The 26,372-nt window shown below is 63.1% G+C and carries 28 protein-coding genes; 18 read left to right on the top strand and 10 right to left on the bottom strand.

From position 1 onward, the window contains the following. Positions 1 to 483: 483 nt before the first annotated feature. The 3 genes from AC3A3W_RS17030 to AC3A3W_RS17040 form a co-directional block, all read right to left on the bottom strand. Entirely contained in the window at positions 484 to 1,194 is a 711-nt protein-coding gene (locus AC3A3W_RS17030; protein WP_487444184.1) for a GntR family transcriptional regulator, read from the bottom strand. Between the two features lie 128 nt (positions 1,195 to 1,322). Next, positions 1,323 to 1,928: a cysteine hydrolase family protein gene (locus AC3A3W_RS17035; protein WP_487444185.1), complete on the bottom strand. Its 606-nt coding sequence runs from the start codon at positions 1,926 to 1,928 to the stop codon at positions 1,323 to 1,325. Between the two features lie 61 nt (positions 1,929 to 1,989). Next, positions 1,990 to 3,102, bottom strand: a complete 1,113-nt coding sequence (locus AC3A3W_RS17040; RefSeq protein WP_487444186.1) for an alcohol dehydrogenase catalytic domain-containing protein — start codon at positions 3,100 to 3,102, stop codon at positions 1,990 to 1,992. 327 nt (positions 3,103 to 3,429) lie between these two features. On the opposite strand from AC3A3W_RS17040, the gene AC3A3W_RS17045 reads away from it, so the two are divergent. The 13 genes from AC3A3W_RS17045 (at position 3,430) to AC3A3W_RS17105 (ending at position 14,006) form a co-directional block, all read left to right on the top strand. Further along, the gene (locus AC3A3W_RS17045; RefSeq protein ID WP_487444187.1) at positions 3,430 to 5,238 is read left to right on the top strand and encodes an FAD-dependent oxidoreductase; all 1,809 of its coding nucleotides are present in this window, start codon (positions 3,430 to 3,432) and stop codon (positions 5,236 to 5,238) included. Then, positions 5,216 to 6,130: an alpha/beta fold hydrolase gene (locus AC3A3W_RS17050; RefSeq protein WP_487444188.1), complete on the top strand. Its 915-nt coding sequence runs from the start codon at positions 5,216 to 5,218 to the stop codon at positions 6,128 to 6,130. Before AC3A3W_RS17045 ends, AC3A3W_RS17050 begins: the two co-directional genes overlap by 23 nt. Positions 6,131 to 6,139: 9 nt before the next feature. Beyond that, a complete protein-coding gene (locus AC3A3W_RS17055; RefSeq protein ID WP_487444189.1) occupies positions 6,140 to 7,084 on the top strand; it encodes a 3-carboxyethylcatechol 2,3-dioxygenase in 945 nt (314 codons plus the stop codon). A gap of 88 nt (positions 7,085 to 7,172) precedes the next feature. After that, positions 7,173 to 8,009 carry a 2-keto-4-pentenoate hydratase gene (locus AC3A3W_RS17060; RefSeq protein WP_487444190.1) on the top strand — a complete coding sequence of 279 codons (837 nt, stop codon included), beginning with the start codon at positions 7,173 to 7,175 and terminating at the stop codon, positions 8,007 to 8,009. After that, on the top strand, positions 8,006 to 8,950 hold the full coding sequence (locus tag AC3A3W_RS17065; RefSeq protein ID WP_487444191.1) for an acetaldehyde dehydrogenase (acetylating): 945 nt from the start codon (positions 8,006 to 8,008) through the stop codon (positions 8,948 to 8,950). The genes AC3A3W_RS17060 and AC3A3W_RS17065 overlap by 4 nt, the downstream gene beginning before the upstream one ends. After that, entirely contained in the window at positions 8,947 to 9,996 is a 1,050-nt protein-coding gene (dmpG, locus tag AC3A3W_RS17070) for a 4-hydroxy-2-oxovalerate aldolase (protein WP_487444192.1), read from the top strand. The genes AC3A3W_RS17065 and dmpG overlap by 4 nt, the downstream gene beginning before the upstream one ends. 25 nt (positions 9,997 to 10,021) lie before the next feature. Then, a complete protein-coding gene (locus AC3A3W_RS17075) occupies positions 10,022 to 10,390 on the top strand; it encodes a hypothetical protein (RefSeq protein ID WP_487444193.1) in 369 nt (122 codons plus the stop codon). Continuing rightward, complete coding sequence (locus AC3A3W_RS17080; RefSeq protein WP_487444194.1) at positions 10,291 to 11,382, top strand: MFS transporter; 1,092 nt, start codon at positions 10,291 to 10,293, stop codon at positions 11,380 to 11,382. The genes AC3A3W_RS17075 and AC3A3W_RS17080 overlap by 100 nt, the downstream gene beginning before the upstream one ends. 219 nt (positions 11,383 to 11,601) lie before the next feature. Next, a complete protein-coding gene (locus AC3A3W_RS17085) occupies positions 11,602 to 11,853 on the top strand; it encodes a hypothetical protein (protein ID WP_487444195.1) in 252 nt (83 codons plus the stop codon). Between the two features lie 667 nt (positions 11,854 to 12,520). After that, positions 12,521 to 12,841, top strand: a complete 321-nt coding sequence (locus tag AC3A3W_RS17090) for a LacI family DNA-binding transcriptional regulator (RefSeq protein WP_487444196.1) — start codon at positions 12,521 to 12,523, stop codon at positions 12,839 to 12,841. Then, positions 12,841 to 13,239 (top strand): hypothetical protein, encoded by a 399-nt coding sequence (locus AC3A3W_RS17095; RefSeq protein ID WP_487444223.1) that lies wholly within the window; start codon positions 12,841 to 12,843, stop codon positions 13,237 to 13,239. Before AC3A3W_RS17090 ends, AC3A3W_RS17095 begins: the two co-directional genes overlap by 1 nt. Continuing rightward, positions 13,149 to 13,403 (top strand): substrate-binding domain-containing protein, encoded by a 255-nt coding sequence (locus AC3A3W_RS17100; RefSeq protein WP_487444224.1) that lies wholly within the window; start codon positions 13,149 to 13,151, stop codon positions 13,401 to 13,403. Before AC3A3W_RS17095 ends, AC3A3W_RS17100 begins: the two co-directional genes overlap by 91 nt. A 159-nt stretch (positions 13,404 to 13,562) precedes the next feature. Next, positions 13,563 to 14,006: a DUF488 domain-containing protein gene (locus AC3A3W_RS17105; protein WP_487444197.1), complete on the top strand. Its 444-nt coding sequence runs from the start codon at positions 13,563 to 13,565 to the stop codon at positions 14,004 to 14,006. Positions 14,007 to 14,710: 704 nt separating this feature from the next. Here AC3A3W_RS17105 and AC3A3W_RS17110 read toward each other — a convergent pair. From AC3A3W_RS17110 to AC3A3W_RS17135, 6 genes are all read right to left on the bottom strand, one after another. After that, a complete protein-coding gene (locus AC3A3W_RS17110; protein WP_487444198.1) occupies positions 14,711 to 16,291 on the bottom strand; it encodes an aldehyde dehydrogenase (NADP(+)) in 1,581 nt (526 codons plus the stop codon). A gap of 94 nt (positions 16,292 to 16,385) precedes the next feature. Then, positions 16,386 to 16,805, bottom strand: coding sequence for an ester cyclase (locus AC3A3W_RS17115; protein WP_487444199.1), 420 nt, complete (start codon positions 16,803 to 16,805; stop codon positions 16,386 to 16,388). After that, positions 16,802 to 17,353, bottom strand: a complete 552-nt coding sequence (locus tag AC3A3W_RS17120; RefSeq protein ID WP_487444200.1) for a flavin reductase family protein — start codon at positions 17,351 to 17,353, stop codon at positions 16,802 to 16,804. The genes AC3A3W_RS17115 and AC3A3W_RS17120 overlap by 4 nt, the downstream gene beginning before the upstream one ends. Positions 17,354 to 17,411: 58 nt before the next feature. Continuing rightward, on the bottom strand, positions 17,412 to 17,942 hold the full coding sequence (locus tag AC3A3W_RS17125; protein ID WP_487444201.1) for a flavin reductase family protein: 531 nt from the start codon (positions 17,940 to 17,942) through the stop codon (positions 17,412 to 17,414). After that, complete coding sequence (locus AC3A3W_RS17130) at positions 17,939 to 19,243, bottom strand: flavin monoamine oxidase family protein (RefSeq protein WP_487444202.1); 1,305 nt, start codon at positions 19,241 to 19,243, stop codon at positions 17,939 to 17,941. Before AC3A3W_RS17130 ends, AC3A3W_RS17125 begins: the two co-directional genes overlap by 4 nt. A 42-nt stretch (positions 19,244 to 19,285) precedes the next feature. Continuing rightward, positions 19,286 to 20,683, bottom strand: coding sequence for an LLM class flavin-dependent oxidoreductase (locus AC3A3W_RS17135; protein WP_487444203.1), 1,398 nt, complete (start codon positions 20,681 to 20,683; stop codon positions 19,286 to 19,288). Positions 20,684 to 21,398: 715 nt separating this feature from the next. On the opposite strand from AC3A3W_RS17135, the gene AC3A3W_RS17140 reads away from it, so the two are divergent. The 3 genes from AC3A3W_RS17140 (at position 21,399) to AC3A3W_RS17150 (ending at position 23,664) form a co-directional block, all read left to right on the top strand. Then, the gene (locus AC3A3W_RS17140; protein WP_487444204.1) at positions 21,399 to 21,830 is read left to right on the top strand and encodes an MFS transporter; all 432 of its coding nucleotides are present in this window, start codon (positions 21,399 to 21,401) and stop codon (positions 21,828 to 21,830) included. A gap of 43 nt (positions 21,831 to 21,873) precedes the next feature. Further along, entirely contained in the window at positions 21,874 to 22,596 is a 723-nt protein-coding gene (locus AC3A3W_RS17145) for an MFS transporter (RefSeq protein ID WP_487444225.1), read from the top strand. Positions 22,597 to 22,827: 231 nt separating this feature from the next. Beyond that, positions 22,828 to 23,664, top strand: coding sequence for an IclR family transcriptional regulator (locus AC3A3W_RS17150; RefSeq protein WP_487444205.1), 837 nt, complete (start codon positions 22,828 to 22,830; stop codon positions 23,662 to 23,664). A gap of 63 nt (positions 23,665 to 23,727) precedes the next feature. Here the strand turns inward: AC3A3W_RS17150 and AC3A3W_RS17155 are convergent, their stop codons facing one another. Then, complete coding sequence (locus AC3A3W_RS17155) at positions 23,728 to 23,967, bottom strand: hypothetical protein (RefSeq protein ID WP_487444206.1); 240 nt, start codon at positions 23,965 to 23,967, stop codon at positions 23,728 to 23,730. A 722-nt stretch (positions 23,968 to 24,689) separates the two neighbouring features. Between AC3A3W_RS17155 and AC3A3W_RS17160 the strand changes: the two genes are divergently transcribed. Together AC3A3W_RS17160 and AC3A3W_RS17165 are read left to right on the top strand one after the other, a co-directional pair. After that, on the top strand, positions 24,690 to 24,977 hold the full coding sequence (locus AC3A3W_RS17160; RefSeq protein ID WP_487444207.1) for a hypothetical protein: 288 nt from the start codon (positions 24,690 to 24,692) through the stop codon (positions 24,975 to 24,977). Positions 24,978 to 25,102: 125 nt separating this feature from the next. Then, a complete protein-coding gene (locus AC3A3W_RS17165) occupies positions 25,103 to 25,861 on the top strand; it encodes an SDR family NAD(P)-dependent oxidoreductase (RefSeq protein WP_487444208.1) in 759 nt (252 codons plus the stop codon). The last annotated feature ends 511 nt before the right edge of the window (positions 25,862 to 26,372 follow it).

Below are 26,372 nucleotides of genomic sequence, written 5' to 3' on the forward strand. Positions count from 1 at the left end.
CTGCTTCAAGGGCCAGTCATACCTGTCCATGACGGGGAGGACGGCTTCGACATAAACTCAGGGCGCTCTCTGACCGTGCCAGTGCTCGCTTCCGCGGGGCGCAACCTCAGACGCTGGTGAATTGCTTTCAGTCGGGCATCGACGGCGTCCGCTGTGCGGCCTTGTTGTCGAGGCGGGCATGCTTGTCTATCAGATTTTCGGCGTCGTTCTGATAGCGGAGTCACCGCTGGGTGTGAGGGTCTGGAGGGCAACCTGGGGAACCGGGAGCGGTTCAAAGATTCGGGAGGCAATAGCGACGGAGGAGCGCCGAACGAAACTTTGGAGTGATAAGCGGCGCATAGCGCCCTGGTTGCGTGGAGGACCTGCCCAGCGATGATGGGAATCAGAACGACAAACCGCGACGTTGCTTAGGGGGCGAAGCGTCTCACATCCTTGTAAAGTATGCGCCGTTAGGGACGGATTGACGTCTCGTGTCCTGTGTAGCTAGGAGACGACTGCCGTTCTGGCCTGCTGGATGATGGTTGCTGTCGACAGGATGTGTTGTTCCATCTCTGCCTTGGCGGTTGCGGCGTCGCCGGCCTCGAGCGCTTTGATGATGCGGGAGTGGTCTTCATTGCGCTCGACAATGGCCGAGCCGAATGGTTGGGGAGCTCCCGTGGTGTTGATGAGGAAGTCGCTGAGGTCCCACATGCGGCGGCTCATATTGCTCATGACCCGGGAATGGGACATGCGGTGGATGATCTCGTGGAAGTTGCGGTTTTGGATTCGGTATTGACGTGCTCGGACCGCAGGGTCTGGTTCGCTGTTGAGGCGGTCCATCCTTCGGGCAGCGAGGTACAGCTCGTCCAAGTGTTCGTCCGTGCGTCGCTGGGCGGCGGCTGCTGCTATGACGGATTCGAATCCGGCGAACATCCGGAAGAAGTCCTCAACCTCTTCCAGGGAGTATTCGGTCACCACGCAGCCGATTTGCGGGAAAATTTCGACGAGTCCGTCGGCGGAGAGCAGGCGGAGGGCCTCCATGACGGGCTGTTTGCTCACACCGAATTCCGCCCGGATAGCTTCCACCGAGAGTTTCGACCCGGCGGGGTATTCTCCTTCGAGCAGCCGGTTCTGGATGGCTTCATAGATGCGGCCGAGGAGCCGGCCGCCGGTGCCGGTCGAACGATGATTCAGAGCTGAAGATTCCGGTGCCATACGTCCAGTATCCCGCATGGTGATCCTTTTCTCTGTAACTGGCACGCTAGCATGTGCAGGTTTTTGTTGATGATGGTGCCTGTTCGGATCGGCGGCGTCCGAAGACGCCGCTGACCCGAACAGGGCTATTAGACGGTTTGTGGAGCTGATGCCCCAAGTATGTCTGCGGTTGTGGCTATGTCGGCGAGCAAGCCGAGAGATTCGATGCTGGCCTGATGGGCTTCGGGTGTCGCGGCGGAGCAGGCATCCTCCGCGATGATGACGCGGTAGCCGGCGTCAGTGGCGACGCGCGCGGTGCTTTCCACGGACGCGTTGGTCGCGACGCCTGCGAACACCAGGGTGTCGATGCCGCGGTCCTCCAGCACTGCGGTGAGCTCGGGAACGAATCCCCCGACGCGTTGGTGCGTGATGACGACGTCGTCGGCGGCCGGGGCCAGCTCCGGGACAATATCTGCCAGTTCCGTACCATCCTTGAGGCAGCCGGCCTGCTCGACAACTTTCAGTAGCGGGGAGTTGGCGTTCAGGTCGCTGAAATCAGGCTTGAAGGCGACCCTGGTGTAGATCACGATCATTCCTGATTCCCTGGCGTTCTCGAGAAGGCCGCCGATCTTGCTGATGACGCTTCTGCTGACGACCTGCTCGTGGAAGAACGGGGCGAAGGCTCCATTGCCGGAGACGATGTCTCCTTGGCAGTGGATGGCGATGACCACTGTGCGTTGCGGGTTGAGTTCCATTGCTGGGTTCCGTATCTGAGGTGTTGGGCTGGCCTTGAGCCGCTGTGGCCAGCGTGTGCTGTTAGGAGCCGGGGACGACGACGACGTTGGTGAATCCGCCGCGCCGCTTGTCGACTGCGTCGAGGGCTTCGTTGACCTCGGAGAGGGGGTAGACCTCGTGTTCGAAGACGGAGAGGTCCAAGGTTCCGGCGTGCGCCATTTCGGCCATGTCCTGGCCTTCGGCGACGCTGAACCAGAGAGAGCCGATGACACTGATCTGGAAGCACATGAGTTTGAACATCTCCAGCGGAAGCGGTTCTGACATGCCCCCGATGTCGACCATCCGGCCGCCGCGGCGCAGCGCCTCGATGCCTGCGATGGTGATTTCGTGGGGCGCGCCGGGGCCTACCGCGTCGATGAAGATGTCAGCGCCGAGGCCGCCGGTGTTTTCCCTGACCCATTCACCCACCGGCTGATCGCCGTGGGAGAGGATGTGGACGCGCTTGGGATCGAGGAGTCGGACCCGTTCGAGGAGTTCACGGTCCCGGGCCATCGCGAAGACCTTGGTTGCGCCCATGGCCAGCGCATTCAAAACGGCGCCAAGGCCCAGGGTTCCGGTGCCGCCGTTGATGAGGACGGACGTCCCTGCGCCCGCTCCGGCTTTACGGAGGGCCGAGTACGAGGTCCCCATGTAGCCGAAGCGGCAGGCCGCCTCGAAGGAGATGGATTCGGGCAGTACGACGAGACCGTCGGCGGGGGCTTTCATGTATTCGCAGAAGCCGCCGTGGGGGTAGTCTTCGAAGATTTCCTGCGAGCCGGCCCCGAACCCGAAGTAGCCCTGGAACGTGTAGGCGGGGTCGTTGATCCGTTCCCCGCGTAGGGAGGCGTGCGAGTCGCCGGAGTCGCGTCCCGGGTTTACGTAGACCCGGTCTCCGGGCTTGACGTTGCGGACCTGGGACCCGACTTTGCTGACGACGCCGGCCGCATCCAGCCCGTAGATCGCCGGGAGCGTGGGCAACGGGAGGTAGGGAAACCATTCCGGGTAGGACGTGATGACGTTCCGCAGGTTCGGCACGACGTTGCACGCCTTCACCTCCACGATCACGTCCCGGGGCCCCGGCTCGGGAACCTCAATCTGGTCGATCTGGAAAGGCTTGCCTACTTCATGAAGCCGTGCGGCCTGCATCAAGCTCATCGTTGTGCTCCTTGCATTCGGGAATCGGAGTGTGCGGTCAGGATGTGACTGGGAACGCCCTCATTGGCGGCCATCAGCGTGACCTGAATCACTGACACGTGAGTCACATTACATGCAAGACGGCAAGCCTGCAAGCATGCAACTTCGACTCAGAATTCAAACGCTGCCTTTACAAAACTGCTTGCATGCTAGTACGCTACTTTCAGTAATCGGCCTCACGTTTCACCGCGGAAGCGAGGGGGCCCGCACAATCAGCCCGGCCGAGAATGACCTCCGCCGGTGCGCGGACGGATGATGCCGTCCCGGAACCTGAACTTAGAAGGTGTGATGGAAACTCAGTTGGAATTCGACACGGATGTGCTCATTGTCGGCACCGGCCCGACCGGAGCCACGGCGGCTCTCGCGCTGGCCACCCAGGGCGTGCGCGTCCACATGCTTTCGCGCTGGAACTGGCTCGCCAATACTCCCCGCGCCCACATCACGAACCAGCGCGCCGTGGAAGTGCTGCGGGACCTGGGCGTGGAGGAGGAAGCCGCCAAGTACGCTGTCCCGTGGGGTGAAATGGGCGACACCCTGTTCACCACCAGCCTCGCGGGCCAGGAAATCGCCCGGCTCCGCACCTGGGGGACAGGCGATGAGCGGTACGGGGACTACCTGAAGGCCAGCCCGTGCACCATGCTCGACGTACCACAGCCGCTGATGGAACCGATCCTGCTGAAAAACGCAGGGGAGCGCGGAGCGCAGGTCACGTTCAACACCGAATACCTTTCCCACGTCCAGGACAGCGACGGCGTGACCGTAACGTTCCGGAACCACGTGACGGGCACCGACTACACACTGCGGGCCCGCTACCTGATCGGTGCCGACGGTGCCCGCTCCCAGATCGCCGAGGACATCGGTCTGCCGTTCGAAGGCCAGTTGGCCCGCGCCGGCACCGCCTACGTCCTCTTCAAGGCGGACCTGAGCAAGTACGTCGCCCACCGCCCCAGCATCCTGCACTGGATCATGAACCCGGTCGCCGGCTTCGGAGAAATCGGCATGGGCCTGCTCCGGGCCGTCCGCCCGTGGGACGAATGGATCGCCGGCTGGGGGTTCAACATGGCCGACGGTGAACCGGACCTCTCCGAGGACACCGTGCTGGCCAAAATCCGCACTCTCGTCGGGGACCCGGATCTGGTCGTCGATATTCAGACCAAGTCCACCTGGTACGTGAACCAGCAGCACGCCAACCACTTCTCCGTCGGGCGGGTCTTCTGCGGAGGGGACGCCGTCCACCGCCATCCACCGAGCAGCGGACTGGGCTCCAACACCTGCATGCAGGACGCCTTCAACCTGGCCTGGAAACTCGCCTACGTCATCAAGGGCTACGCCGGGGAAAGCCTGCTGGACTCCTACTCCCTCGAACGCGCCCCCGTCGGCCGGCAAATCGTGGCCCGCGCCAACCAGTCCCGGAAAGACTACGGCCCCCTGAACGAAACCTTCCGCGTCCCGGGCCAGGAACACAGCATCGAAGCCGGCCTGGCACGGCTGCACGCACCGACCCCCGAGGGCGTGGAACTGCGCCAGAAGCTCCAGGAAGCCCTGGAACTGAAGAATTACGAATTCAACGCCCACGGGGTTGAGCTCAACCAGCGCTACGAATCCGCGGCCGTCATCCCCGACCCGAAAGCGGGGGAGGAGCAGTGGGCCAAGGACCCGCAGCTCCACGTCCAGCCCACCACCCGGCCGGGAGCGAAAATCCCGCACGCCTGGCTCGTGGACCGCACCGGCAACCGCACCTCCACCCTGGACGTCACCGGCCATGGCAAGTTCAGCCTCGTCACCGGACTCGCAGGCCGGGCCTGGGAAACGGCCGCCGCCGAACTGAACCCACCCTTCCTGCGCACCGTCGTCGTCGGCGAGAAAGGCGCCGAAGACCCCTACGGTGCCTGGCACAAGGTCCGCGAAATCCACGAAGCGGGCGCCCTACTCGTCCGCCCCGACGGCTACATCGCGTGGCGCCAAAGCGTCCCCGTGTGGGACGTCGAAACAGCCCGCACCGAACTCCGCGCCGCACTGGACACCATCCTCGGCCACACCGAACAGCCCACCCCCGAACACGTAGGAGAAACCCGTGAATTCACGCCCGTACACTAGCGTCTGGTCCGACCTCGCACAGCTCGAATTCAGCCAGGGCTACATCCAGGCCGGCCCCTACCGCACCCGCTACCTGCACGCCGGCGACAGCTCCAAGCCCACGCTGCTGATGCTCCACGGCATCACCGGCCACGCCGAAGCCTACGTCCGCAACCTCAAAGCCCACGCCGAACACTTCAACGTCTACGCCATCGACTTCATCGGCCACGGCTACAGCAGCAAGCCCGAGCACCCGCTGGAAATCCCGCACTACATCGACCAGGTCAACCACTTCCTGGACGCCATCGGGGTCGAAAAGGCCTACTTCACCGGCGAATCCCTCGGTGGCTGGGTCACGGCCCGCTTCGCTATCGATCACCCCGAACGGGTCGAGCGGATCGTCCTGAACACCATGGGCGGCACGATGGCCAATCCCGTGGTGATGGAGCGGCTCTACACGCTGTCCATGGAAGCAGCGAAAGACCCGTCCTGGGAGCGCGTGAAAACAAGGCTCGAGTGGCTCATGGCCGACCCCGCTATGGTGACTGATGACCTGATCCGCACCCGCCAGGCCATCTTCCAGCAGCCCGACTGGCTACGCGCGTGCGAAGCCAACATGGCATTGCAGGACCCGGAAACCCGCCGCCGGAACATGCTCACCGACGATGACCTGCGCTCCATCGAGGCACCCGCCCTCGTCGTCTGGACCACCAAGGACCCGTCCGGCCCGGTGGACGAAGGACGCCGCATCGCCGGTCTCATCCCCAACGGCCGACTCGCCGTCATCGAAAACGCAGGCCACTGGCCCCAGTACGAACAGACCGAGATCTTCAACAAGATCCACCTGGACTTCCTCCTGGGCCTCGACGAAGGCGCCGGGACGGAACTGACCCCCGCCCACGCGAAAGGCTAGAAGGCTGCCATGACTGTTGCACTGCTTGCCATGTCCCACAGCCCGCTGCTCGAACATGGGGATCCGGGGCCCGAGATCAAGGCTGAAGTCGATGCGGCGTTCGATGCCGCCCGCAGCTTCGTCCATGACTACGATCCGGACCTGGTCATCAACCTCGGACCGGACCACTACAACGGCTTCTTCTATCAACTGATGCCGCCGTTCTGCATTGGCTATGACGCCGTCAGCATCGGTGACTACGGCAGCCAGGCCGGACCCCTCAATGTCCCCAAAGACATCGCCGAAGGCCTCGCGGAGTTCGTGATCGACCGCGGCATCGACATCGCCATCTCCCTGAAGATGGAGGTCGACCACGGTGCCGTGCAGCCCATGGAGCTGATGTACGGCGACATCACCGCTAAGCCCTTCGTGCCGGTCTTCATCAACTCCGTCGCGCCACCTTTCACGCCGCTCAAACGCGTCCGCCAACTCGGTGAAGCCATCGGCGAATATCTGAAGTCACTGGACCGGAAGGTTCTGCTCATCGCCTCCGGAGGCCTGTCCCACGACCCGCCAGTACCCCGCCTGGCCACAGCTACCGAGGCGCAGCGCCGGATGCTGATCGGCGCTGATGGCCAGCAAACGGCCGAGGCGCGCGCGGCCCGGCAACAGCGGGTCTTCGACGCTGCCGACGCTTTCGCCCGCGGGGAAGCGGACATCAAGGACCTGGCCCCGGAATGGGACCAGCAGCTGATGAAGATCCTCGCCTCCGGCGACCTGTCACCCATCGATGCGTGGACCCCGCAGGAAATGACCGAAATCGCCGGTAACTCCTCCCACGAAGTCCGCACGTGGATCGCCGCCTACGCGGCACTGGGCGCCATCGGACCCTACACGGTCAACTACAGCTATTACCGCCCCATCCGTGAATACATCGCAGGCTTCGGCGTCACCACCGCAACCCTAGACAACTAACCATCGAGGTCTAGACGTCTAGCATGCTAGCCCTTTGGGATACACATCTTCTCCCAGCAGCCCAAGCTGCACAACAGAGAGCAACCCCATGACACAGCAACCCACTACCGCCAACGATGGCGGAGCGGTCACAGCAGGCACCTCGCCAACGGACCTGAGGAGCGTGGCCAACACCCTCCTCGGTGCCTCGAAGACAGCCCGCCCCTGCGGACCCGTCCGTGATCTCCTCGACGGTGACCTGGACTCGGCCTACCAGGTCCAGGAACTGATCATCCAGAGCCGGACCAGCGTCCGGAACCGCCGTGTTGGACGCAAGGTCGGACTGACCGCTCCGGCCGTTCAGCGCCAGCTCGGCGTAGACCAGCCCGACTTCGGGGTCCTGCTCTCCGACATGCAGCGAGGCGAGGACGAACAGATCCCGCACGACAGGCTCATCGCTCCGCGCATTGAAGCGGAAATTGCGTTCATCATGGGACGCGACGTCGAAGCCACCGACCGGGACTCGGTGTTGGCTGCCGTGGACTACGTTGCACCGGCTTTGGAAATTGTGGACAGCCGCATCGTCGGATGGGACATCGGGATCGTTGACACGGTTGCCGACAACGCCTCCAGCGCTTACTTCGTCCTCGGCAAGGCCAAGGCGACGCTCAACGGCTATGTCCCTGCCGGCGCGGAAATGATCATGACCATCAACGGAGAACAGGCCTCAATGGGGACAGGGGCGGACTGCCTCGGAGATCCCGTCAATGCTCTTGTTTGGGTCGCCGAAACCGCCGCGGCCCTGGGCCGGCCGCTCCGGGCCGGGGAGATCGTCCTCTCCGGTGCTCTCGGCCCCATGGCTCCCCTCAACGCAGGGGCCGTCGTCGAAGCCCGCATCGGCGGGCTGGGCACCGTCACCACAACAGTCACTAAGGACCTCTCATGAGCGCAAAATCAGCCATCATCGGCTCAGGAAACATCGGCACAGACCTCATGTTCAAGATCATGCGGCTGACCGACAAGCTGGACATGGGTGTCATGGTCGGCATCGATCCCGCCTCCGACGGCCTCGCCCGTGCCTCCAGACTCGGCATCGCCACCACGGCCGAAGGAGTCGAAGGCCTCATCGGCATGCCCGAATTCGACGACATCGAAGTCATCTTCGACGCCACCTCCGCCGGCGCCCACCGCCACAACGCGGCAGCCCTGGCCCCCTACGGGAAGAAGCTCGTCGACCTCACCCCGGCAGCCATCGGCCCCTACGTCGTACCCTCCGTAAACCTCGAGCAGCACCTGGACGCAGGCAACGTCAACATGGTCACCTGCGGCGGGCAAGCCACCATCCCGGTCATCGCCGCCATCAACAGCGAAACGCCGGTCCACTACGGAGAAATCGTCGCCTCCATCTCCTCCAAATCCGCCGGACCCGGCACACGCGCCAACATCGACGAATTCACCGAAACCACCTCCGATGCCATCGTCACCGTCGGAGGAGCCGCCAGCGGCAAGGCCATCATCGTGCTCAACCCGGCAGAACCGCCGATGATCATGCGTGACACCGTCCTGTGCCTCGTGGACAGGCTCACCGACGCCGAACAGGACCGCGTCGCCGCCGCCGTCCGCGACAGAGTCGCCGAAGTCGCCGGCTACGTCCCCGGCTACCGTCTCAAGCAGGCCGTGCAGTTCCAAAACGAAGGCGCCGAAGTCAGCGGCCTCATCCCCGACGGCCGGGGCACGGGGGAGTACACACGGATCACCGTCTTCCTCGAAGTCGAAGGCGCCGCCCACTACCTCCCTGAATACGCCGGAAACCTGGACATCATGACCTCCGCCGCGCTCCGCGTCGCCGAACGGCTGGTCACCACCGAAGAGGAAGTAGCATCATGAGCCAGACACCAACCCGCGTCTTCATCCAGGACGTCACCCTGCGCGACGGCATGCACGCCGTCCGCCACCGCCTCAGCCCCGAGAACGTCGGCAAAATCGCCGCGGCCCTGGACGCCGCAGGCGTCGACGCCATCGAAGTTGCCCACGGCGACGGACTCGCCGGCAGCAGCCTCACTTACGGCCCCGGCAGCCACACCGACTGGGAATGGATCGAAGCTGCTGCGTCCGCGATCAAGAACGCCCGTCTTACGACTCTGCTGCTGCCCGGCATCGGCACCCTGAAAGAACTCCGCCAGGCCTACGACCTCGGCGTCCGCTCAGTCCGGGTCGCAACCCACTGCAGCGAAGCGGACGTCTCCGCTCAGCACATCGCCTACGCCCGTGAACTGGGGATGGATGTCTCAGGATTCCTCATGATGTCGCACATGTCAGCGCCCGAAAAGCTCGCACAGCAGGCCAAGCTCATGGAATCCTACGGCGCCCACTGCGTGTACGTCACTGATTCCGGCGGCGGCCTGACCATGGATGGCGTCCGTCAGCGAGTCCGCGCCTACCGGGAAGTCCTGAAACCGGAAACGGAAATCGGCATCCACGCCCACCAGAACCTCTCCCTCGCCGTCGCCAACTCCGTCGTCGCGGTCGAAGAAGGCGCCTACCGGGTGGACGCCTCCCTCGCCGGCCACGGCGCAGGAGCCGGCAACACCCCCGTCGAACCCTTCGTCGCCGTCGCCACCCTGCACGGCTGGGAACACAACGCCGACCTCTTCGCCCTCCAAGACGCCGCGGAAGAACTCGTCCGGCCACTGCACGACCGGCCCGTCCAGGTCGACCGCGAAACACTCACCCTCGGCTACGCCGGCGTGTACTCCAGCTTCCTCCGCCACGCCGAACGAGCCTCGACGCTCTATGGTCTGGACACCCGCGACATCCTCGTCGAAGTCGGCCGCCGCCAGCTCGTCGGGGGACAGGAAGACATGATCACGGACGTCGCACTGGACCTCCAGCATGCGGCTGCCAACCGTCCCCAACCCCTCCCCGTCCGCTAGCACCACCTCCTCCAAGGAACCTGACATGTCAACGAAGACATCCCCGGCCGCCACAGGCCGCACCAGCCCGATGAAAGTTGCCATGGCAAGTTTCATCGGAACCAGCGTCGAGTACTACGACTTCTTCATCTACGGAACAGCAGCCGCACTGGTCTTCCCCAAGCTGTTCTTCCCCGAAGCCAGCCCGCTCATGGGCACGCTACTCTCCTTCGCCACCTTCGGCGTCGGCTTCCTCGCCGTCCCCTCGGTGGCATCGTCTTCGGACACTTCGGCGACCGGGTCGGCCGGAAAAAGATGCTCATCATCTCCCTCGTCGGCATGGGCGCCGCAACCTTCCTCATGGGTCTGCTGCCCGGCTACGCACAAATCGGCATCGCCGCCCCCATCCTGCTGACCGTCCTGCGCATCTTCCAGGGCTTCATGGTCGGCGGGGAATGGGGCGGAGCCACCCTCATGGCCGTCGAACACGCACCCAAAGGCAAAAAGGGCTTCTACGGCGCGTTCCCCCAAATGGGCGCCCCGGCAGGGACCAGCCTCGCCACCGTCGCCTTTCTCGGCGCAACCCAGCTCCCCGGCGACCAGTTCATCACCTGGGGATGGCGCCTGCCATTCCTCGTCAGTGCCGTTCTGGTCATCGTCGGCCTCGTCATCCGGCTCACCATTGCCGAAAGCCCCGCCTTCGCAGCGGCCCGCGAAAAGCAGGAACTCGTCAAGCTCCCCATCAAGGAAGCCTTCCGCCGCCACCCCAAGGAAATCTTCCTAGTCGCCGGCACCTACCTCAGCCAGGGCGTCTTCGCCTACATCACCATGTCCTACCTGGTGAACTACTCCACCACCATCGCCAAGATCGACCGCACCAGTGTCCTGCTCGGGGTCTTCATCGCCGGACTCGTCGCCGTCGTCCTCTACCCGGTCTTCGGTTCACTCTCCGACAAATACGGCCGCAAAACCATGTACCTCATCGGGGCCGTGGCCATGGGCGCCCTCATCGGACCTGCCTTCATGCTCATCAATACCGGAATCGCCGCCAACTTCATCCTGGCCGTCGTCCTGATCTTCGGCATCGCCATGGCCCCGGCCGCCGGCGTCACCGGCTCCCTGTTCTCAATGGTCTTCTCCCGTGAAGTCCGCTACACCGGAGCATCAGTTGGCTATACCATCTCCCAGATCTGCGGATCCGCGTTCGCCCCCACCATCGCCACCGCACTGTTCGCGGCCACCCAGTCCAGCGATTCCATCGTCATCTATCTCCTGATCGTCTCGGCCATTTCCGTCATCTCGGTGGCGCTGCTGCCAGGAGGTTGGGGTCGTAAGGAAGCTGCACGCCAAAACGGCGAACTGCAGGAACCCCAACGAACACAGGAGCCCAGCGCCGCTGAGGCCTAATCCGAACCTCGGGGCGGGCAGCTGGCATGGCAGCAGTCCGCCCCGACCCGGACCGACAAAAAAGACAGGACCGCGGGCGCCAGGGGGCACAACCATGGCTGCCACCCTTCGACAGAAAGGACCGGATCCATGCAAGAAGGCTTCCAGCACTACGCGCCCGCAAGAGAACCCGCACCGGAAGCTGCCGACCACCGCCCTTATCCCTTCATGGAGTGGAGCATGCTGGTCGGTGCCGAAGTTGATGTCCGGCGCGAAGGCGTATTTATCAGAACCGGCCTCGTGGACGACACCAAGCCTTCCGGAGATACAGCCTGCATAGCGGCCGACGGAATTGACCACCGGATCATGATCGAAAAAACCGCAGTCTACGACCTCTGGATCACAGCCGAACAGCTCCTGCTCCGGAGGGTCCATCAACCAAGCGACTCAGTTGCAGAGCCGCCACGGGACGGAACACAGGCAGCAACATGAAAAATGCCGGAGTGCAGGCCGCACAAACCAGCGACATCAAAAGGAGAGAGCATGTCCGCAGCCCACACCGAACCCGGCCCGGTCAGTTCCAACCAGGGACACAACCTTGGCGTCCCCCGTGACATCGAAGACTTTCCACAAGGCCCAATCACATCATCAGCCTGGGAAGGCTGGTGGCACCCATATCCGCACGAAGAATCACCTCTAGCGTGACTCGAAGGGCCGCCACCACACAAGCAAGGACACAGCGGATCTGACGACTCCACGAACAGCGCGAAGCACCAGGACGTGGCGAAAAGCGCAGGGGCAAAATGCTTTCTCGTGGCAGGATCCATAGACGCTGCGGTGACGACATTTGATGCATCCGCCTCCTTGTCCATCATTGCCGGATCAGCAGCGGCCGCGATGAAAGACCCCTCAAACTCCTTGCATCTGCCGGTGCCGAGCTGGCGCTGAACACAGAACTGTCGGCGCTGGAGGCCGGTTGTGAGCAGAAGTCTAAATCGCGTCGAAGTTTCCAGCGTCAGCCAAGACGCAGGGCCTGTTTAGGGCCTCTCGTCCGGCCCCCATGGGTAGGCATAAGCGTCAATCCCTGGACTAAAAAGTTCCAACATGTGCATCACTGAGGCCGAGGAGTAGGCGTGCAGAAACACCGACCATCCGCGATGTGGTCCAGGCGGCCGGGGTGTCCGTCGCGGTCGTCTCGCGGGTGCTGAATCCAGGCTCAGGTCCGGCCGCTGTTGCCACCCGCAGCAGGGTCAACGACGTCATGCAGAATCTGGGTTACCACCCCCGCACGGCTGCCAGGGAGCTCAAGTACGGTCCCCCCACCACCCGGGGGCTGCTGCTTGCGGATGTCTCAAACCCGTTCTTCGCCCGAGTTGCCGACCAGGTGGTGCAGGAAGCGCATTCCCGGGGAATTGAGGTGCTGCTGATGACCACGCAGGAGGATATAACCAGCTGGAGTCGGAGCGTCTGTCCACACTGATCGAACGCAGGGTCAGCGGGATTATCGCAACCCCGACTGGCAACAACCTGGCGATCTGGAAGAAGCTTCAGGACCTGGGGACCGATGTGGTCTTTGTCGACCGTTCAATACCGTCGCTCCCCGAAGTTGACGTTGTGAGCATCGACAATTTTGAGTCTGCCCGGTCTGCCACTGCGCTCCTCGCGGCGCACGGGCATCGCCGCATCGGAATCATCTCCGGGCCTGCGTCCTCCACCACCGGGCGGGAGCGGATTGCGGGCTACCAGCACGCATGGAAGCAGCCGGCCTGGAACAGGATGACAGCCTCATCCGACACGCAGCATTCGGAGGCTCCGCGGGAGGGGATGCCGCGTCGGCGCTGCTCGGCATCGAGAACCCGCCTACCGCTCTGGTGGTAGCTAACACAGCCCAGGTAACCGAAGTATTGCGCCGCCTCTCCCACTCCGGAGGCGACATTCCTCGGACGCTGTCCGTGATCGTCTTTGAAGATTCGCCCTGGACTGAGCTCATGACCCCGCGGTTGCAGCCGAACGGATGCTTGGGGCCACAGGGCTGTCGGTGACAGCATCCTGCTCGGCCTATTTCGTGGGTTGGGTTCCAGCTGAGTCCGGGAACGTGGTGCCACATGGCGGAATGACGGCCTGCGATGGAGCGGGACTCTCACGCTGTGAAGGGCGGCGGGACTTCGCTGGCAAAAATGCCAAAAAAGAGGGTGTGCACAATGCGCACACCCGGGGCTTCAAATTCGGTTGTACCGGCATCGGACTGGGCCGGATTGCGCGCGGCCGGGATTGGCTACCGCTGGGAGCAGCGGCTGGGCGGCTTCCGTAAGCTACCGCCGGACTCGCCAGATACCGCCCTGCGTAATGGTTCCTTTCGTGCCTACGCGGCCTACATGCGCACGGCTGGCTTTGCCGCTGCGCTGGCAGAGGTGCTGGCGGAAGCAGCAGAACGGCGCACGGTCATCATGTGCAGTGAAACGGTCTGGTGGCGGTGCCACCGGCGGTTGATCGCTGACCAAGCCCTGCTGCTCGACGGAGCGAAACCGGTGCACCTGATGCGGGCTGGCCGGATGACGACCCATCAGCGGACCGGTGGCGTGCGGGTCCCGGAGGACCAGCTCATCTATGACGTGGTACCCGACTGCCCGCCGGCCCTGGGGTGAGCACGCGCACAGGCGCCGGAAACAATGCCCTGTCATGTTGAGATGTAAGAGGTTCTCGAGCCGCCGTGAGAAAAGATAAGGGATCGAACCCTACTCGGACAGCCCTGCAGGTTCATGGCTGACGTCAGATTGGGGTGTAACCCGACCTGACAGTGACAGGCGTGAGACTCTCCGCTGCGCGCGCTCTTCCAGTATCCCGGCACGGGATTCATTTTCATGAATGCTCTCCGGCAGGCTGGTCTCCAGCCACGGGCAACACGAATAGTAAATGGAGCCGGGGAACTCGCTCCTGCTCGACGGGAAGGTCCCCACTGCCCGCGGGCGCTGCTTGAGCTTCCCAGACCGCGAACACAACCGGCCAGTTCGCTGTTGTCGAGGTTCTCATGGGTGCCGTGCCCGGTGAGGCAAGCGGGCCCCGACTGCCCAAAGAATGCACGACGGCGGTCTGCAGGCCGGCTGACATGCCCCGCGGACCTCGGCCCCCAAACCCAAGGACGCAAGCGGTCAGCCGCAAAATCCGGCAGACCGGGCGTTTTTGCCGCTACTTCATCACGTGGCGCATCTCGCCCACACCCGTGCCCATGCGGATGTTGCAGGCATAGTGATGGACATGGTCGCTGGTTATCCGGTGGTTGGGGATCCGGCCCCGGGCGACTCCTTGCGTGAGGCCTGCCCGGGGCCGGAAAATGTGGGGCAGCGCCGCCTTAGCCGTGTTCCGGTTTGCCGTCGATGAGGCGGTTGACCTTCCAGGGGTTTTCGTCCTGCAGCGGTGCGGGGAGGAGTTCCTGGGGGATGTTTTGGTAGGCGACGGGCCGGAGGAAGCGGTTGATGGCGAGGGTTCCGACGGAGGTGGTGCGGGTGTCGGAGGTGGCGGGGAAGGGGCCGCCGTGGACCATGGCGTGGCCGACTTCGACGCCGGTGGGCCAGCCGTTGATGATGATCCGGCCCACTTTCTGCTCGAGCGCTGGGATGAGGGGCGCCGCGGTGGGGTAGTCCTCTTCTGTGAGTTGCAGCGATGCGGTGAGCTGGCCTTCGAGCCGTGCGACGGCTTGGAGGAGTTCGTCGGTGCTGGTGTAGCGGATGACCAGGGACGCGGCGCCGAAGATCTCCTCGTGGAGGACCTGGTTGGTGACGAAGTCGCGGACCTGGGTGACGAAAATGGTGGGGGCCGGGGCATTTTCAGTTTCGCCGTCGGTGCCCTTGCCGATGAGGTTCACGCCTTCAGCGCTGCCGAGTGCTTCGGTCCCGGCGTTCCAGGACCCGGCGATGCCTGCGGTGAGCATGGTCTGCCCGGTGCAGGCGGAGACGGCGCGGCCGACGGCGGCAGCGAGTTTGTCGCCCAGTTCGCCTTCGGGGGCGAAGAGCAGGCCGGGGGAGGTGCAGAGCTGGCCGGAGCTTCCGGTAACGGCGGTGACGTACTGGGCGGCCAGGGCGTCGACGTCGCCTTTGAGGGCGCCTTCGAACACGAAGACCGGGTTCAGGGAGGACATTTCGGCGTACACGGGGATGGGTTCGCGGCGGGCTGCCGCGGTCTTCATGAGGGCGATGCCGGCTGCTTGGGAGCCGGTGAAGCCGACGGCCTTGATGTTGGGGTCGGAGACGAGGGCCTGGCCGATGCTGGCGCCGGGGCCGTAGACCAGGGAGAAGACGCCGGGGTGCAGGCCGAAGTCCTTGACGGCTTTGACCACGGCCTGGCCGACGAGTTCACCGGTGCCGGGATGGGCGTTGTGTGCTTTGAAGACCACGGGACAGCCTGCGGCGAGGGCCGAGGCGGTGTCTCCTCCGGCGGTGGAGAAGGCCAGTGGGAAGTTGCTGGCGCCGAAAACGGCGACGGGGCCGAGCGGGATCTGTCGCTGGCGGATATCCGCCCGAGGCAGGGGAGTGCGGTCCGGGAGTGCGGGGTCGATGCGGACGCCGCGGAAGTCGCCCTGGCGGACAACGGTTGCGAAGAGCCTCAGCTGGCCGGTAGTGCGCGCTCGTTCGCCCTGCAGCCGCGCGGTGGGAAGCCCTGTTTCCTGGGTTGCCCGCGTGATCAGTTCCTCGCCGATTGCCTCGATGTTGTCCGCGATGGCTTCCAGCAATGCGGCGTGGGTTTCCGGATTCAGCGTGCTGAAGGATGGGTAGGCCTCGACTGCCGCTGCTGTGGCGACCGTGACCTGGTCCTCGGTGAGCAGTGAGTAGGCCGGTTCAAGCTGTTCATTAGTGGCCGGGTTGATTCCGTTGGTTGTGCCGCCTGTTCCGGCGGTACTCTCCCCTGCGATGAGGGAATGTCCGTTAAGCGTCATTGATGCGTCTCCTGAAGACAGTGGAAGGGTGCGGGCAGCCTGTCGTGAGGCGGCTGCCGCATCCTTGGGTGGGTGGGTTGGTCGGTTGGGCTCGTCAGGCGTTGCCGGGGCCGAGGTGCCAGATGCCGAGGGCGGAGAGCAGTTCCCTGGGGTCCCAAACCACGAATTCCTCGGCGATTTTGTCGTTATCGAAGCGGAGGAAGGAGGCGCCGGTGACGGTGATGCTTCGTCCTGTCGCGGGCACGTCCATGAACGAGCCTTGGTGGGTTCCCTGGCTTTGCCAGTGAATGGCGGCGGTTTCGCCGTCTTCAACGATGTGCAGGATATCGGTGCTGAAGTCCGGGAAGGCTTCGTGGGTCGCCTTGATGGTTTCCACGACGCTGTTGGCGTCCTCGCTGCCTGACTTGGAGCGGCGGAGGTACCCGGGAACGATGATTTGCTCGAACGCTGTCACGTCCCCGTCGCCCCACGCACGGTTCCAGGCGTTGAGAATTTCTTCACGGCGGTTGCTCATGATGCGCTCCTGGCTGCTTCGGGGGTGGGGATCTCGATGGGCAGGTACTGTCCGAATTTCCCGCCCCGGAAGATCAGGGCGTTGCCGCTGCCTTCCTCCATGTTGGTGACGGCTCCGACGACCATGTAGTGGTCACCGACGACGACTTCAGCCGTGACTTTGCAGTCGATGTAGGCTGTGGCACCGTCCAGGTGGGGCGTGCCGAGGGGGCCGGCGGTGGAGGGCAGGCCTTCAAATTTCTCCGGACCTTTGCGGGAGAGGGAGCGGCAGATGCTGATCTGATCATCGGCCAGGATGTTGGCGGTGAAGTTCTGGAGTTTGCGTAGTTTGGGCCAGGTTGAAGAGGACTTGTCGACGCAGAACATGACCAGCGGCGGGTCCAGTGACAGGGACTGGAACGTGCCGACGACCAGTCCGAGCTTCTCCTTGTCGTCGTTGATGCCGGTGATGGCTACGACGCCGGTGGGCAGCTTACCCAGGACTTGGCGGTAGTAGGCGGGCGTGACCTCTGTTGCCGGTGTGGCGGCTTTGGTAGGGGTGATATCCATGTCAATCTTCCTTGATCGATTTCATGAGTTGTCCGGGAGGCCTTTGGAGGCCGTCCCGTTAGAGGGACGGTGAGAGGGAGGGTTCACGGAAGCTTCCGAAGCGTCCGCCATGGAAGATGAGCGGATCGGACGCTCCCCCACCGGATGTCATTTCCAGCACGCTGGCGATGACGACGATGTGGTCGCCGGCAACAAAATGCTGTTCGACCTGGCAGTCGAACCAGGCAACCGAGCCGTGGATGTGGGGTGTTCCCCAGGCGGATTCGGACCATCTAACGTCACGGAGTTTGTCTTCGCCTTTGGCTGAGAGTGCACGGCAGACCTGCTGCTGGTCTTCCGCGAGCAGGTTGACGCTGAAATTCGCAGCCTCGGCCATTCTGGGCCAGCTCGTGGAGGAGTGCATCACACTGAACGTCACCAGTGCAGGCTCCATGGACAGCGAGGCAAATGTTCCGACGATCATGCCGTTCTGGGCGCCGGTGACCGCGTCGGTGGAGCAGATGGCGGCGACACCGGTGGGCAGGTGCCGCATGACGGCACGGTAGTGATCGGGGGTGATCCGGCGGGTTTCCAGTGCGGGGGCGCTCATGGCTGGCCCTCCTTGAGTTCTGCGTGGACGTTACGGGAAGCGCGCAGGCCGCTTTCGATGGCTCCGTCGAAGAAGCCGGCCCAGATGTTGGCGATGTCGCTGCTGGCAAAGTGCAGTGCACCTTCGCTGGCCTGCTGCGCTGCGTGGTACTTGGTGAGCTGGCCGGGGCGCTGGATCTGCCAGGTTTCCTCGGCGTAGGGGTCTTCGCCCCACTTGTGTCCGGTGACCTCGAGGACCTCCAAGTCGTCGCGCCACACTTTGATGGCTTCCTGGACCTGCTGAGGATCGGTGACGTCGATGCGGTTGGCGTCGGCACCGAAGCCGACCAGCACGGCGTCATCCTCGCCGACGAACTCCGTGCGGATGACGGACAGGGGCTTGTCCTGGGCGGAGTAGGCGAAGAACGGCTTGATGGGTCCCTTGACGCGGATCCAGGCCTTGACGCCCTGGGATGCGGTCTTTTCCCGGCTGGGGGCGAGCTTTCCCTCGGACAGGGCGGGCTGGACATCGAGCTTGTGCAGAATATTCTGTGACAGCGTAATGACCACCTTTTTCGTCTCGATCTCCTGCCCATCGGCGTAGAAGACGGTCGCTCCCTCACTGTGGTGCCGGATGGCGGTCACCGGGGCCTCGAAACGGATGTCGGCGTTGGTGTCGGCGGCAATCGCTTTCGGCAGCGTGTCGTTGCCGTGCTTGAGCCGGTAGATGGCTGAGGCTTCGTGCATCAGATGCCAGTGGCCTGAGGAGCCGGCGGTCCAGCGCAGCGCGTTGACGTAAGCGCACTGGTCCAGGGGAGCGTTGAAGTGGCCCACCCAGGCGGCTTCATTCGCGTTCCGCTCGTCCTCGGACAGGTCCAGCTTGTCCAGCATTTCCTGCAGGTTGTACTGGTCCACTTCGGCGAGGTTGGGGTTGGTCAGCGGCGCATCGGGGCGGGGCAGCCACTTCATGGTGTCTTCGAGTAGGCGGGTCATGCCGGGATCGATCAGTTTCATGAAGTCATCGAGGTTGCCTCGGCGTACTTCATCGCCAGCCAGCCAGTAGGTTTCTTCTGAGCGCGGGCCCCGGGAGACTTCAAGTCCGTAGCGGGTGACCTCTGCCCAGACGTGGGGCTGGGTCCAGTGCAGCCAGTTGCCGCCGAGCTCGAGCTTCTGGCCCAAGCGGTTTTCCGTCCAGAGGCGGCCGCCAAGGCGCTCGCGGGCTTCCAGGACAACCACGGTGTGGCCGCGATTGCCGAGTTCACGGGCGGTGATGAGGCCGGCGAGACCGGCACCGATGACGACGACGTCAGTTTGTTCAGTCATTGAGGGATCCTTCGTTGATAATTCCGTGGCGGGCAGCTGTGCTTAGCGAGCGGCGTCGCTGAGGTGCTTTGCGCGCTGCGCCGTGGCGGGGTGGCCATCCAACGTGTACTTCTGGCCGAAGAGCTTTTCCCGCAGGGTGACCGGTTCCTGGTCCTCGGGGCGGGCAGGAGCAATAATGCCTTGGGCTCGGAGCTCCGGAAGGGCGAGCTCGATGAACTCTTCCCAGCCCCCGGGCTTGGTGATGTAGCTGAGGTTGATGCCGTCGATATCGGCCTCGTCGCGCCAGCGGCGCAGTTCCGCCGCAACCGTCTCCGGCGAACCAACGATGGTGGAACCGGTGCCGCCGACAGCGAGGAACTCTGCGATCTGGCGCGGGGTCCAATCCCTGTCCGGGTCAGCCTTGGAGAACATGTCCACCATGGACTGCCCCGCTTTGGTTCCCACCGAGCGCAAGGGAGTGTCGAGTTCGTATTCGGACATGTCGATTCCGGTCCAGCCGCTGAACCGCGCAAGGACGGCGTCGACGGGCGCATTGTCAACGGCCTTTTGGTACTTCGCCTGGGCTTCCTCGTCGGTGGGCGCAACCACCACTGTGAGCAGGATGACGATCTTGACATCCCGGGGATCGCGGCCGGCATCGGCGACGGCCTGGCGGAGCTTCGCCACCATACGCTTGGCGCCCTCTACGGAGGTGCTCTGAATGAAGACGGCCTCGGCGTGCTTGCCGCCGAACTCCATGCCCCTTGCGGAAGACCCGGCCTGGAACAGCACCGGGGTGCGCTGCGGGGACGGTTCGCACAGGTGGAAACCCGGCACCGTGAAATGCTCGCCGGCATGCTCGATGGGGTGCACCTTGCTGGGGTCAATGTACGTCGCCGATTCGACGTCGCGGACCACCGCATCCTCTTCAAAGGAGCTTTCCCACAGCTTGTACACCACATCCATGTACTCATCGGCCATGTCATAACGCTCGGCCGGGGTGAGCTGCTGCTGCTTGCCGAGGTTCCGGGCAGCTGCTTCCGAATAGGAGGTGACGATGTTCCAGCCGACACGGCCGGAGGTCAGGTGGTCCAGCGAGCTGAACTTTCGGGCCAGCAGGTACGGCGGTTCGTACGTAGCCGAGACGGTGACCCCGAAGGTCAGGTGCTTCGTGACGGCGGCCATGCCGCTGATCAACACGGTGGGGTCGTTGATGGGGAACTGTGCGGCATCGCGGAGGGCTGCGTCGCCATTCCCGCGGTAAACGTCATGGTAGCCCACATTGTCGGCGAAGAAGATCCCGTCGAAGCCGGCGTTTTCGAGCATCTGGGCGACGCCGGTCCAGTACTGCAGATCCGTATAGCGGTGGCCCTGGTCGCCCTCGGCACGCCATGATCCCGAAGTCAGGTGGGACGGGGCGAAAACATCGAAGGCGAAAAGGCTGAGAGGTTCGTTTTTCATGGCAGCGGTGCTTCCTTGGACTCGTGCCGGACAATGCCGTTACTAATAATTGCGGACGTTCAGCTTGTGAACACTGCGTTCAATTTAGGTTGTAAGCCAGCTCACTGTCAAGGGGTTTCTTGAGGCCGGACTTTCCGGGGGCACTTTCTGACAGCGAATGTGGCGCATGCCACAATTTTTGACCATCGCGTTCGATTTTTGAACGAGCGGAGGTCGCTGCGTTCTTTGCCGCAGCGCCAGCGAGGCGGCTCGCCTTCAAAGAGCACGACCTATGAGGAAGCGCGTCGGCAGAGGGTGGACAACCCAACTGGGTGTCCGTCCTTGGTGGCGCCAAGCGCCGGCCAGGGGCTTGTGAACCAGCCAAAAGCGCTTCCACTCCCACGGAAAGAAGGACAACGATGTTCGATCATCTCGGTACGAAGCGTTCGATACCGGCCGCAACCACGCGTCGACTGCGGGCCGAGGACTGCATCGTCATCGACAACCGCGACCTGCGGAAGGCCCAGGTTGGTGCGGGGGTCGGCAACTTCATCGAGTGGCATGACATCGGTATTTACGGCGACCTAGCGGTAACCATGACCTCGGTTTTCACTGAGGGCATGGACGAGCGGATGGGTCTGCTGGTCACGCTTCTGGGCTTCGCTGTCTCCTTCGTGGTGCGGCCCCTCGGTGGAATGATTCTCGGCCCGCTGGGCGACAAGATCGGAGCCGGAAAGTGCTCTTCTTTACGATGGCGCTGGTGGCCGCTGCCACCACCGTCATTGGCCTGCTGCCCACCGCCGGGCAGGTCGGTCTATGGGTCATCATTCCCCTGTACCTGTTGAAGATGCTGCGGGGATTTTCCACCGGTGGCGAGTATTCCGGTGCTGCCACCTACATCGCCGAGTTCTCCCCGGACCGCCACCGCGGGTTTATGACTGCGCTGCTGAATTCGGGGTCCATGCTCGGTTTCGCCGCCGGCGCCGGAGCAGTGGCAGGGACCACAGCGGTGACCACGTCGGCGTGGGGCCCTTCGGCCATGCTCAATGGCGGCTGGCGGATTCCGTTCCTGATCGCCCTGCCCCCTGGGCATCCTTGCGATCTGTCTCCGCAGCCGCATCCCGGAATCACCGAGTTTCGAGGTTGCCCAGGACAAGGCCGGGGATAAGGACGTTAACCCCATTTTCGTCCGGCACAACCTGCCGAACATCCTGAAGCACTACTGGCCCCAGGTCCTCATTGGCTTTGCGTTGGTTGCCGCCGACGGAACCTCGTCCTACATGCTGACGAGCTACATGCCAACGTATCTGGAAACGCAGATCGGGTCGCAAACGGCCAACACCGCTGGGGCAGCAGTGGTCGTGCTGGTCCTGCAGGCCGTCCTGATTCCACTGGTCGGACACTGGTCGGACCGCATTGGCCGCCGCCCCATCTACATCATGGCCACTATCGGCAACCTCATCCTGCTGGTGCCAGCATTCTGGCTTATGCAGTTCGGAACCCTCTGGTCGCTGTACCTGGCCATGGTCCTGGTCATGGTGCCCAGCGCCTTGTTCCTGGCGTTGACCGGTGCGGTAATGTCCGAACTGTTCCCCACGGCCTCACGCTTTGGCTGCGTGGGCCTCACCCACAACCTGGCCATTTCAATCTTTGGCGGCACCACGCCACTGGTCAGCCAGGTACTCGTCGAGGTCACCGGCGACTCCTATGCCCCGGCCTTCTACATCATGTTCTTCTCCGCGGTCGCATTCATGGCGGCGCTGAAAATGCGCGAATCCTCAGCACAGCCGCTACTGGGCTCCGTGCCGGTCGTTACCAGCGTTGAGGAGGCAGCCCAGCTGGTCGAGGGGCAGGATGCCGACGAGCGCATCAATACTGCGATCATGCTCCTCGTGCCAGAACCTTCCTCCCGCGAGGGCGCCAGGGTCGGTTGAGGGCAAACCGAAGGAAGTACGTGCTGCCTGGCCCTGGCGGCGGGCGCCCGTCCGGGGCATACCCCTTCGGACAAGTTCTTGGTGCCTTGCCGTCGGGCCTGCCATACATGGAGTGGAGCATTGCGGTCTTGAACGCCTTGTTCGCTCTTTGAAGGGGCATAGGATGGTAAAGGACCAGTCAGGGCTGCAGTGCCGTGACAGATGTGAACCGAACCGGGACCGGGGGCTGATGTGGCAGCGGAAACAGACGTGGATGTACAGGCGGCAATGGGCAACGACGACACGACGCCCGGCGAGACCGTTGACCTCACCAACAAATCTGTCATTAAAGCAACCGTCCTGCTCAGTGAGCTTGGCCGGCACCGGGCGGGAATCACTGTAACCGAGCTGGCTCAGGCCGTCGGAATGACCCGCCCTACGGCTTTCCGCCTGTTGCTGAGCCTGGAACAAACGGGATTCGTGGACCGGGTGGACAACCGCTATACCCTGGGCTGGGAGATGGCGCGACTGGGCCGGCTGGCAGACCCCTACGCCGGTGCGGTGGCCAGGGTGCAACCCATTTTGGACGAGTACGCCGCGCAGGTTAAAGAGAACCTGAGCTTCTCAATGGTGCGGGAGGCGCTGGCCTATGACGTTATTGCCGAAGCGTCCGGTTCCCGGTATCTGAACGTCACCATGTACGTGGGTGAAACCTACCCGGTCCATGCCAGTGCAACAGGCAAGCTTCTGCTTGCGGAAATGACCGACGAAGAAGTTGCGCAAGCACTGCCCAAAAAGCTGGAAACGTATACGTCCAAAACCATCACAAAACCCCGAGCGCTCATCGAGGAACTGCACGCAGTCCGGGAACAGGGGTATGCAGTTCTGGACAGTGAACTCGAAGAAGGCCTCTTTGTCGTGGCAGTCCCGGTGCGGGACGTAGGCGGCGCCCTGGTAGGCATCGTGTCCGTCAACGGACCGGAGCAGCGGCTGAAATCGGACAGCCTGCCGGAGACGATTGAACAACTTCGCATGGCCAGCAGAAAGATCGCCAAGGCCCTTTTAGGTATCGACCAGGGCAACTCCTGACCTTACTTCCTGCCTGACAGGCCGGGCTGTGCGGCGACTGGAAAAGCGCACAGCCTTGCCGGTCTATGCTTCCGCCATCTCCAGCAATTGCTGCACGGACGGATACTTCCAGCGCACGTACTGAACCGGGACTCCGACGCGCTCGGCCACCAGAGCGTGGGTCAACCCCTGTTTGTTGTTGTTCAATTCCCTCACGCATTGCGCCAATGCCGCGGTCCGGCGCTCATCGCGCTCCCTGATGACTTCCGCGGGCTCCCTGCGCGGTTTTTGCTTCTGCTTGTGATGCCAGTACGGCATAGTCATCCCTCCTTGTCAGGAAAAAGAGGCCCTCGCTCGTCCCGGAAAAAGGGGCGCAGGCCCGCACTTAGGGCGCGATTAGCACAGGGGGCCCGGGAGACGGGGAAGATCTGAGGGGAACTGCGCGGTGCAGTCTGGAAAGTGGCTGTCCTCATCCTTTATCTAATCGCACTCCGTTGATGCAGGGTCTTGAAAAAGTCGCGTCGTAGTACTATGTTGAACGCCACGTTCATTAGATGAACATTCCTAATTGTGGCTCCCCTCACGTTCTTTTGCAAGGCGGCGCCGTGCCATTAACTCCAATTTGAACGGACAAGGACGATGTACACCCACCACCAGGCCGCCACTGCCCGCCGTCGCTCCCATCTGCCCATACCCGTACCGGATTGGTCAAAGCTGAGCCGGGGGGATGTGGTGCAGGTCTTCCGCCGGGACGGGAGCAGAATGCTGGGACAAATTGACATGCTCGCCCTTGACCGGAGCGTCTTCTGGATTATCCAGGATGACGGCAATGGCCGAGCCATGGTCTGCAGCGCTGACAAGCCTCACGTAGTTGCCGTATCCCCACAATGACGCCTAAGGGTGGAAACTCCCGTGGGACCATTGCGCAGTGTGCGTGAGGTGTGCCACACTAGCTAAACGTTCATTAATCGAACGAGACGTTCATTATTACCGTCGACTGGCATGACATCGTCGTCTCGCAGCCGACAGCAAGGAAGGAAAGCAACATGTCTATCTACATCGGGCACCGCGCCATCTTTACCGCTTTTGGTCACCGCAATTCCACCGCGCTGCGTGAACACGCTCCATCCGTGCCTGCGTTCTCGCCGGCAGCCGCGGAGGAAATTGTCACCCCCTTCGAAGCAGGAGCCTCCCATGAAGCAGGAGAGCTTAAGTGCTCACCTTGGGAAGGTCTGTACCTGGAGCAGGCGCGACCCGTCACGGCAGGCGGCAACGAGGCCGGTTCAGACCGGCAATTGGATTCGTTCCTTGCAAATCTGATGTACGGCGAATAAGCCATGGCCAACACTCTCTATGCTGAAGCATCCGGCAGCGACGGTGCTGTTGCTTCGGCTGCCGACGACTGTGACACCAACAGCTGCTTCTTCTGCACCAGCCCGGAAACCGATTAACCAAGACCATGCAGCTTTTAGGCAAAAAAGCCCTTGTCACCGGGGGTGGCCAGGGGATCGGCAGGGGAATCGTAGATCGCTTCCTCGCAGAAGGCGCCCACGTAGCCGTCATTCAGCGTCGGCCACTTGATCCGGAACTGCAATGCCACCCCTCGGTTTTTGGCATCCAGGCAGACCTGGCGGACACAGTCGACCTTCCCGCAGTCGTCGATCAGGTGGCCGACCGGATTGGCGGGGTGGACATCCTCGTCAATAACGCCGGCATCATGTTCGAACGCAGCGTCGCTGAGATCACGCCCGAGGAGTGGAACCGCATGATCGCCCTGAATCTGCGTGCGCCGCTATTCCTTGCGCAGGGCGTGCTGCCCCATTTTCGTAAGGCCGGCGGCGGAAGCATCATCAACATTGGCTCCGTCGAAGGCATTGCCGCCAATCCACAGCACGCGGCCTACGCCGCATCCAAAGCGGGTCTCCATGGGATGACGAGAGCCCTTGCCCTCGATCTCGGCGCTGACAACATTCGCTGCAACGCCATCGCCCCCGGTTGGATCGCCTCAGAACTCAGCGAAACCTATCTCGCCTCCCAGCCGGCACCGGCAGAGGCGCGCGATGCCGTGAAAAGGCTGCACCCAGCGGGCCGTCTTGGCGAGCCTCGCGACGTGGGCGACCTCGCTGTTTTCCTAGCCGGGGACAAGGCGGGTTTTCTCACCGGGGAGGTCATCACGCTCGACGGCGGCAGGACCGCCAAGCTGCCGCTGCCGTTCTAAGGCGCTTGCCTCACGGGGAGGCAGCTTCTTGTGACACTCGCTCCGTTTCGCACCTGCGGCAGCTGCCCCAGGACATGTTGCAGCGTTGGGCATAACCCGCCGGCACTCCTTCCCCTATTGCAGCCGGGATCCACAGGTTCGAAGCGGCTCCGCGCAGCCCTCTTCAGCTGCGTTCGGTGATTGAACGTAACGTTCGACATATTTCTGGAACCCCTTGCAAAGAAGGGTGAGCCGCGCCACACTTGAGGAAGTTCAAGAAATGAACACCGCGTTCAAAGATTAAATTCAGTTACCCCCACCCAGAATTTCAAAAGCCTCCGGAACCTTTGGTTCCCTCGTCAGCGTCGAGGAGTCATTATGAGCTTCGCATTCCGATCAAAGCGTTCTTCCGTGTGCCCGGCAGGACGGTCCGTCATCAGCACCCGTCCATGCCACCCGTTGCCCCCGCCCCATCTACCGCGCCCGCTTCTGATCTCTGGGGCTGCGCACCTAGGGCTGGTCTTTACGAGGC

This window comes from Arthrobacter sp. Soil_N43 (genome assembly GCF_057655195.1).

What these genes read in the sequence shown, in the direction of transcription:
- AC3A3W_RS17030 (WP_487444184.1), bottom strand. Translation starts at nt 1,194, where the DNA reads ATGGCACCGGAATCTTCAGCTCTGAATCATCGTTCGACCGGCACCGGC.
- AC3A3W_RS17035 (WP_487444185.1), bottom strand. Translation starts at nt 1,928, where the DNA reads ATGGAACTCAACCCGCAACGCACAGTGGTCATCGCCATCCACTGCCAA.
- AC3A3W_RS17040 (WP_487444186.1), bottom strand. Translation starts at nt 3,102, where the DNA reads ATGAGCTTGATGCAGGCCGCACGGCTTCATGAAGTAGGCAAGCCTTTC.
- AC3A3W_RS17045 (WP_487444187.1), top strand. Translation starts at nt 3,430, where the DNA reads ATGGAAACTCAGTTGGAATTCGACACGGATGTGCTCATTGTCGGCACC.
- AC3A3W_RS17055 (WP_487444189.1), top strand. Translation starts at nt 6,140, where the DNA reads ATGACTGTTGCACTGCTTGCCATGTCCCACAGCCCGCTGCTCGAACAT.
- AC3A3W_RS17060 (WP_487444190.1), top strand. Translation starts at nt 7,173, where the DNA reads ATGACACAGCAACCCACTACCGCCAACGATGGCGGAGCGGTCACAGCA.
- AC3A3W_RS17065 (WP_487444191.1), top strand. Translation starts at nt 8,006, where the DNA reads ATGAGCGCAAAATCAGCCATCATCGGCTCAGGAAACATCGGCACAGAC.
- dmpG (WP_487444192.1), top strand. Translation starts at nt 8,947, where the DNA reads ATGAGCCAGACACCAACCCGCGTCTTCATCCAGGACGTCACCCTGCGC.
- AC3A3W_RS17075 (WP_487444193.1), top strand. Translation starts at nt 10,022, where the DNA reads ATGTCAACGAAGACATCCCCGGCCGCCACAGGCCGCACCAGCCCGATG.
- AC3A3W_RS17080 (WP_487444194.1), top strand. Translation starts at nt 10,291, where the DNA reads ATGCTCATCATCTCCCTCGTCGGCATGGGCGCCGCAACCTTCCTCATG.
- AC3A3W_RS17085 (WP_487444195.1), top strand. Translation starts at nt 11,602, where the DNA reads ATGCTGGTCGGTGCCGAAGTTGATGTCCGGCGCGAAGGCGTATTTATC.
- AC3A3W_RS17105 (WP_487444197.1), top strand. Translation starts at nt 13,563, where the DNA reads ATGCGCACACCCGGGGCTTCAAATTCGGTTGTACCGGCATCGGACTGG.
- AC3A3W_RS17110 (WP_487444198.1), bottom strand. Translation starts at nt 16,291, where the DNA reads ATGACGCTTAACGGACATTCCCTCATCGCAGGGGAGAGTACCGCCGGA.
- AC3A3W_RS17115 (WP_487444199.1), bottom strand. Translation starts at nt 16,805, where the DNA reads ATGAGCAACCGCCGTGAAGAAATTCTCAACGCCTGGAACCGTGCGTGG.
- AC3A3W_RS17120 (WP_487444200.1), bottom strand. Translation starts at nt 17,353, where the DNA reads ATGGATATCACCCCTACCAAAGCCGCCACACCGGCAACAGAGGTCACG.
- AC3A3W_RS17125 (WP_487444201.1), bottom strand. Translation starts at nt 17,942, where the DNA reads ATGAGCGCCCCCGCACTGGAAACCCGCCGGATCACCCCCGATCACTAC.
- AC3A3W_RS17130 (WP_487444202.1), bottom strand. Translation starts at nt 19,243, where the DNA reads ATGACTGAACAAACTGACGTCGTCGTCATCGGTGCCGGTCTCGCCGGC.
- AC3A3W_RS17135 (WP_487444203.1), bottom strand. Translation starts at nt 20,683, where the DNA reads ATGAAAAACGAACCTCTCAGCCTTTTCGCCTTCGATGTTTTCGCCCCG.
- AC3A3W_RS17155 (WP_487444206.1), bottom strand. Translation starts at nt 23,967, where the DNA reads ATGACTATGCCGTACTGGCATCACAAGCAGAAGCAAAAACCGCGCAGG.
- AC3A3W_RS17160 (WP_487444207.1), top strand. Translation starts at nt 24,690, where the DNA reads ATGTCTATCTACATCGGGCACCGCGCCATCTTTACCGCTTTTGGTCAC.
- AC3A3W_RS17165 (WP_487444208.1), top strand. Translation starts at nt 25,103, where the DNA reads ATGCAGCTTTTAGGCAAAAAAGCCCTTGTCACCGGGGGTGGCCAGGGG.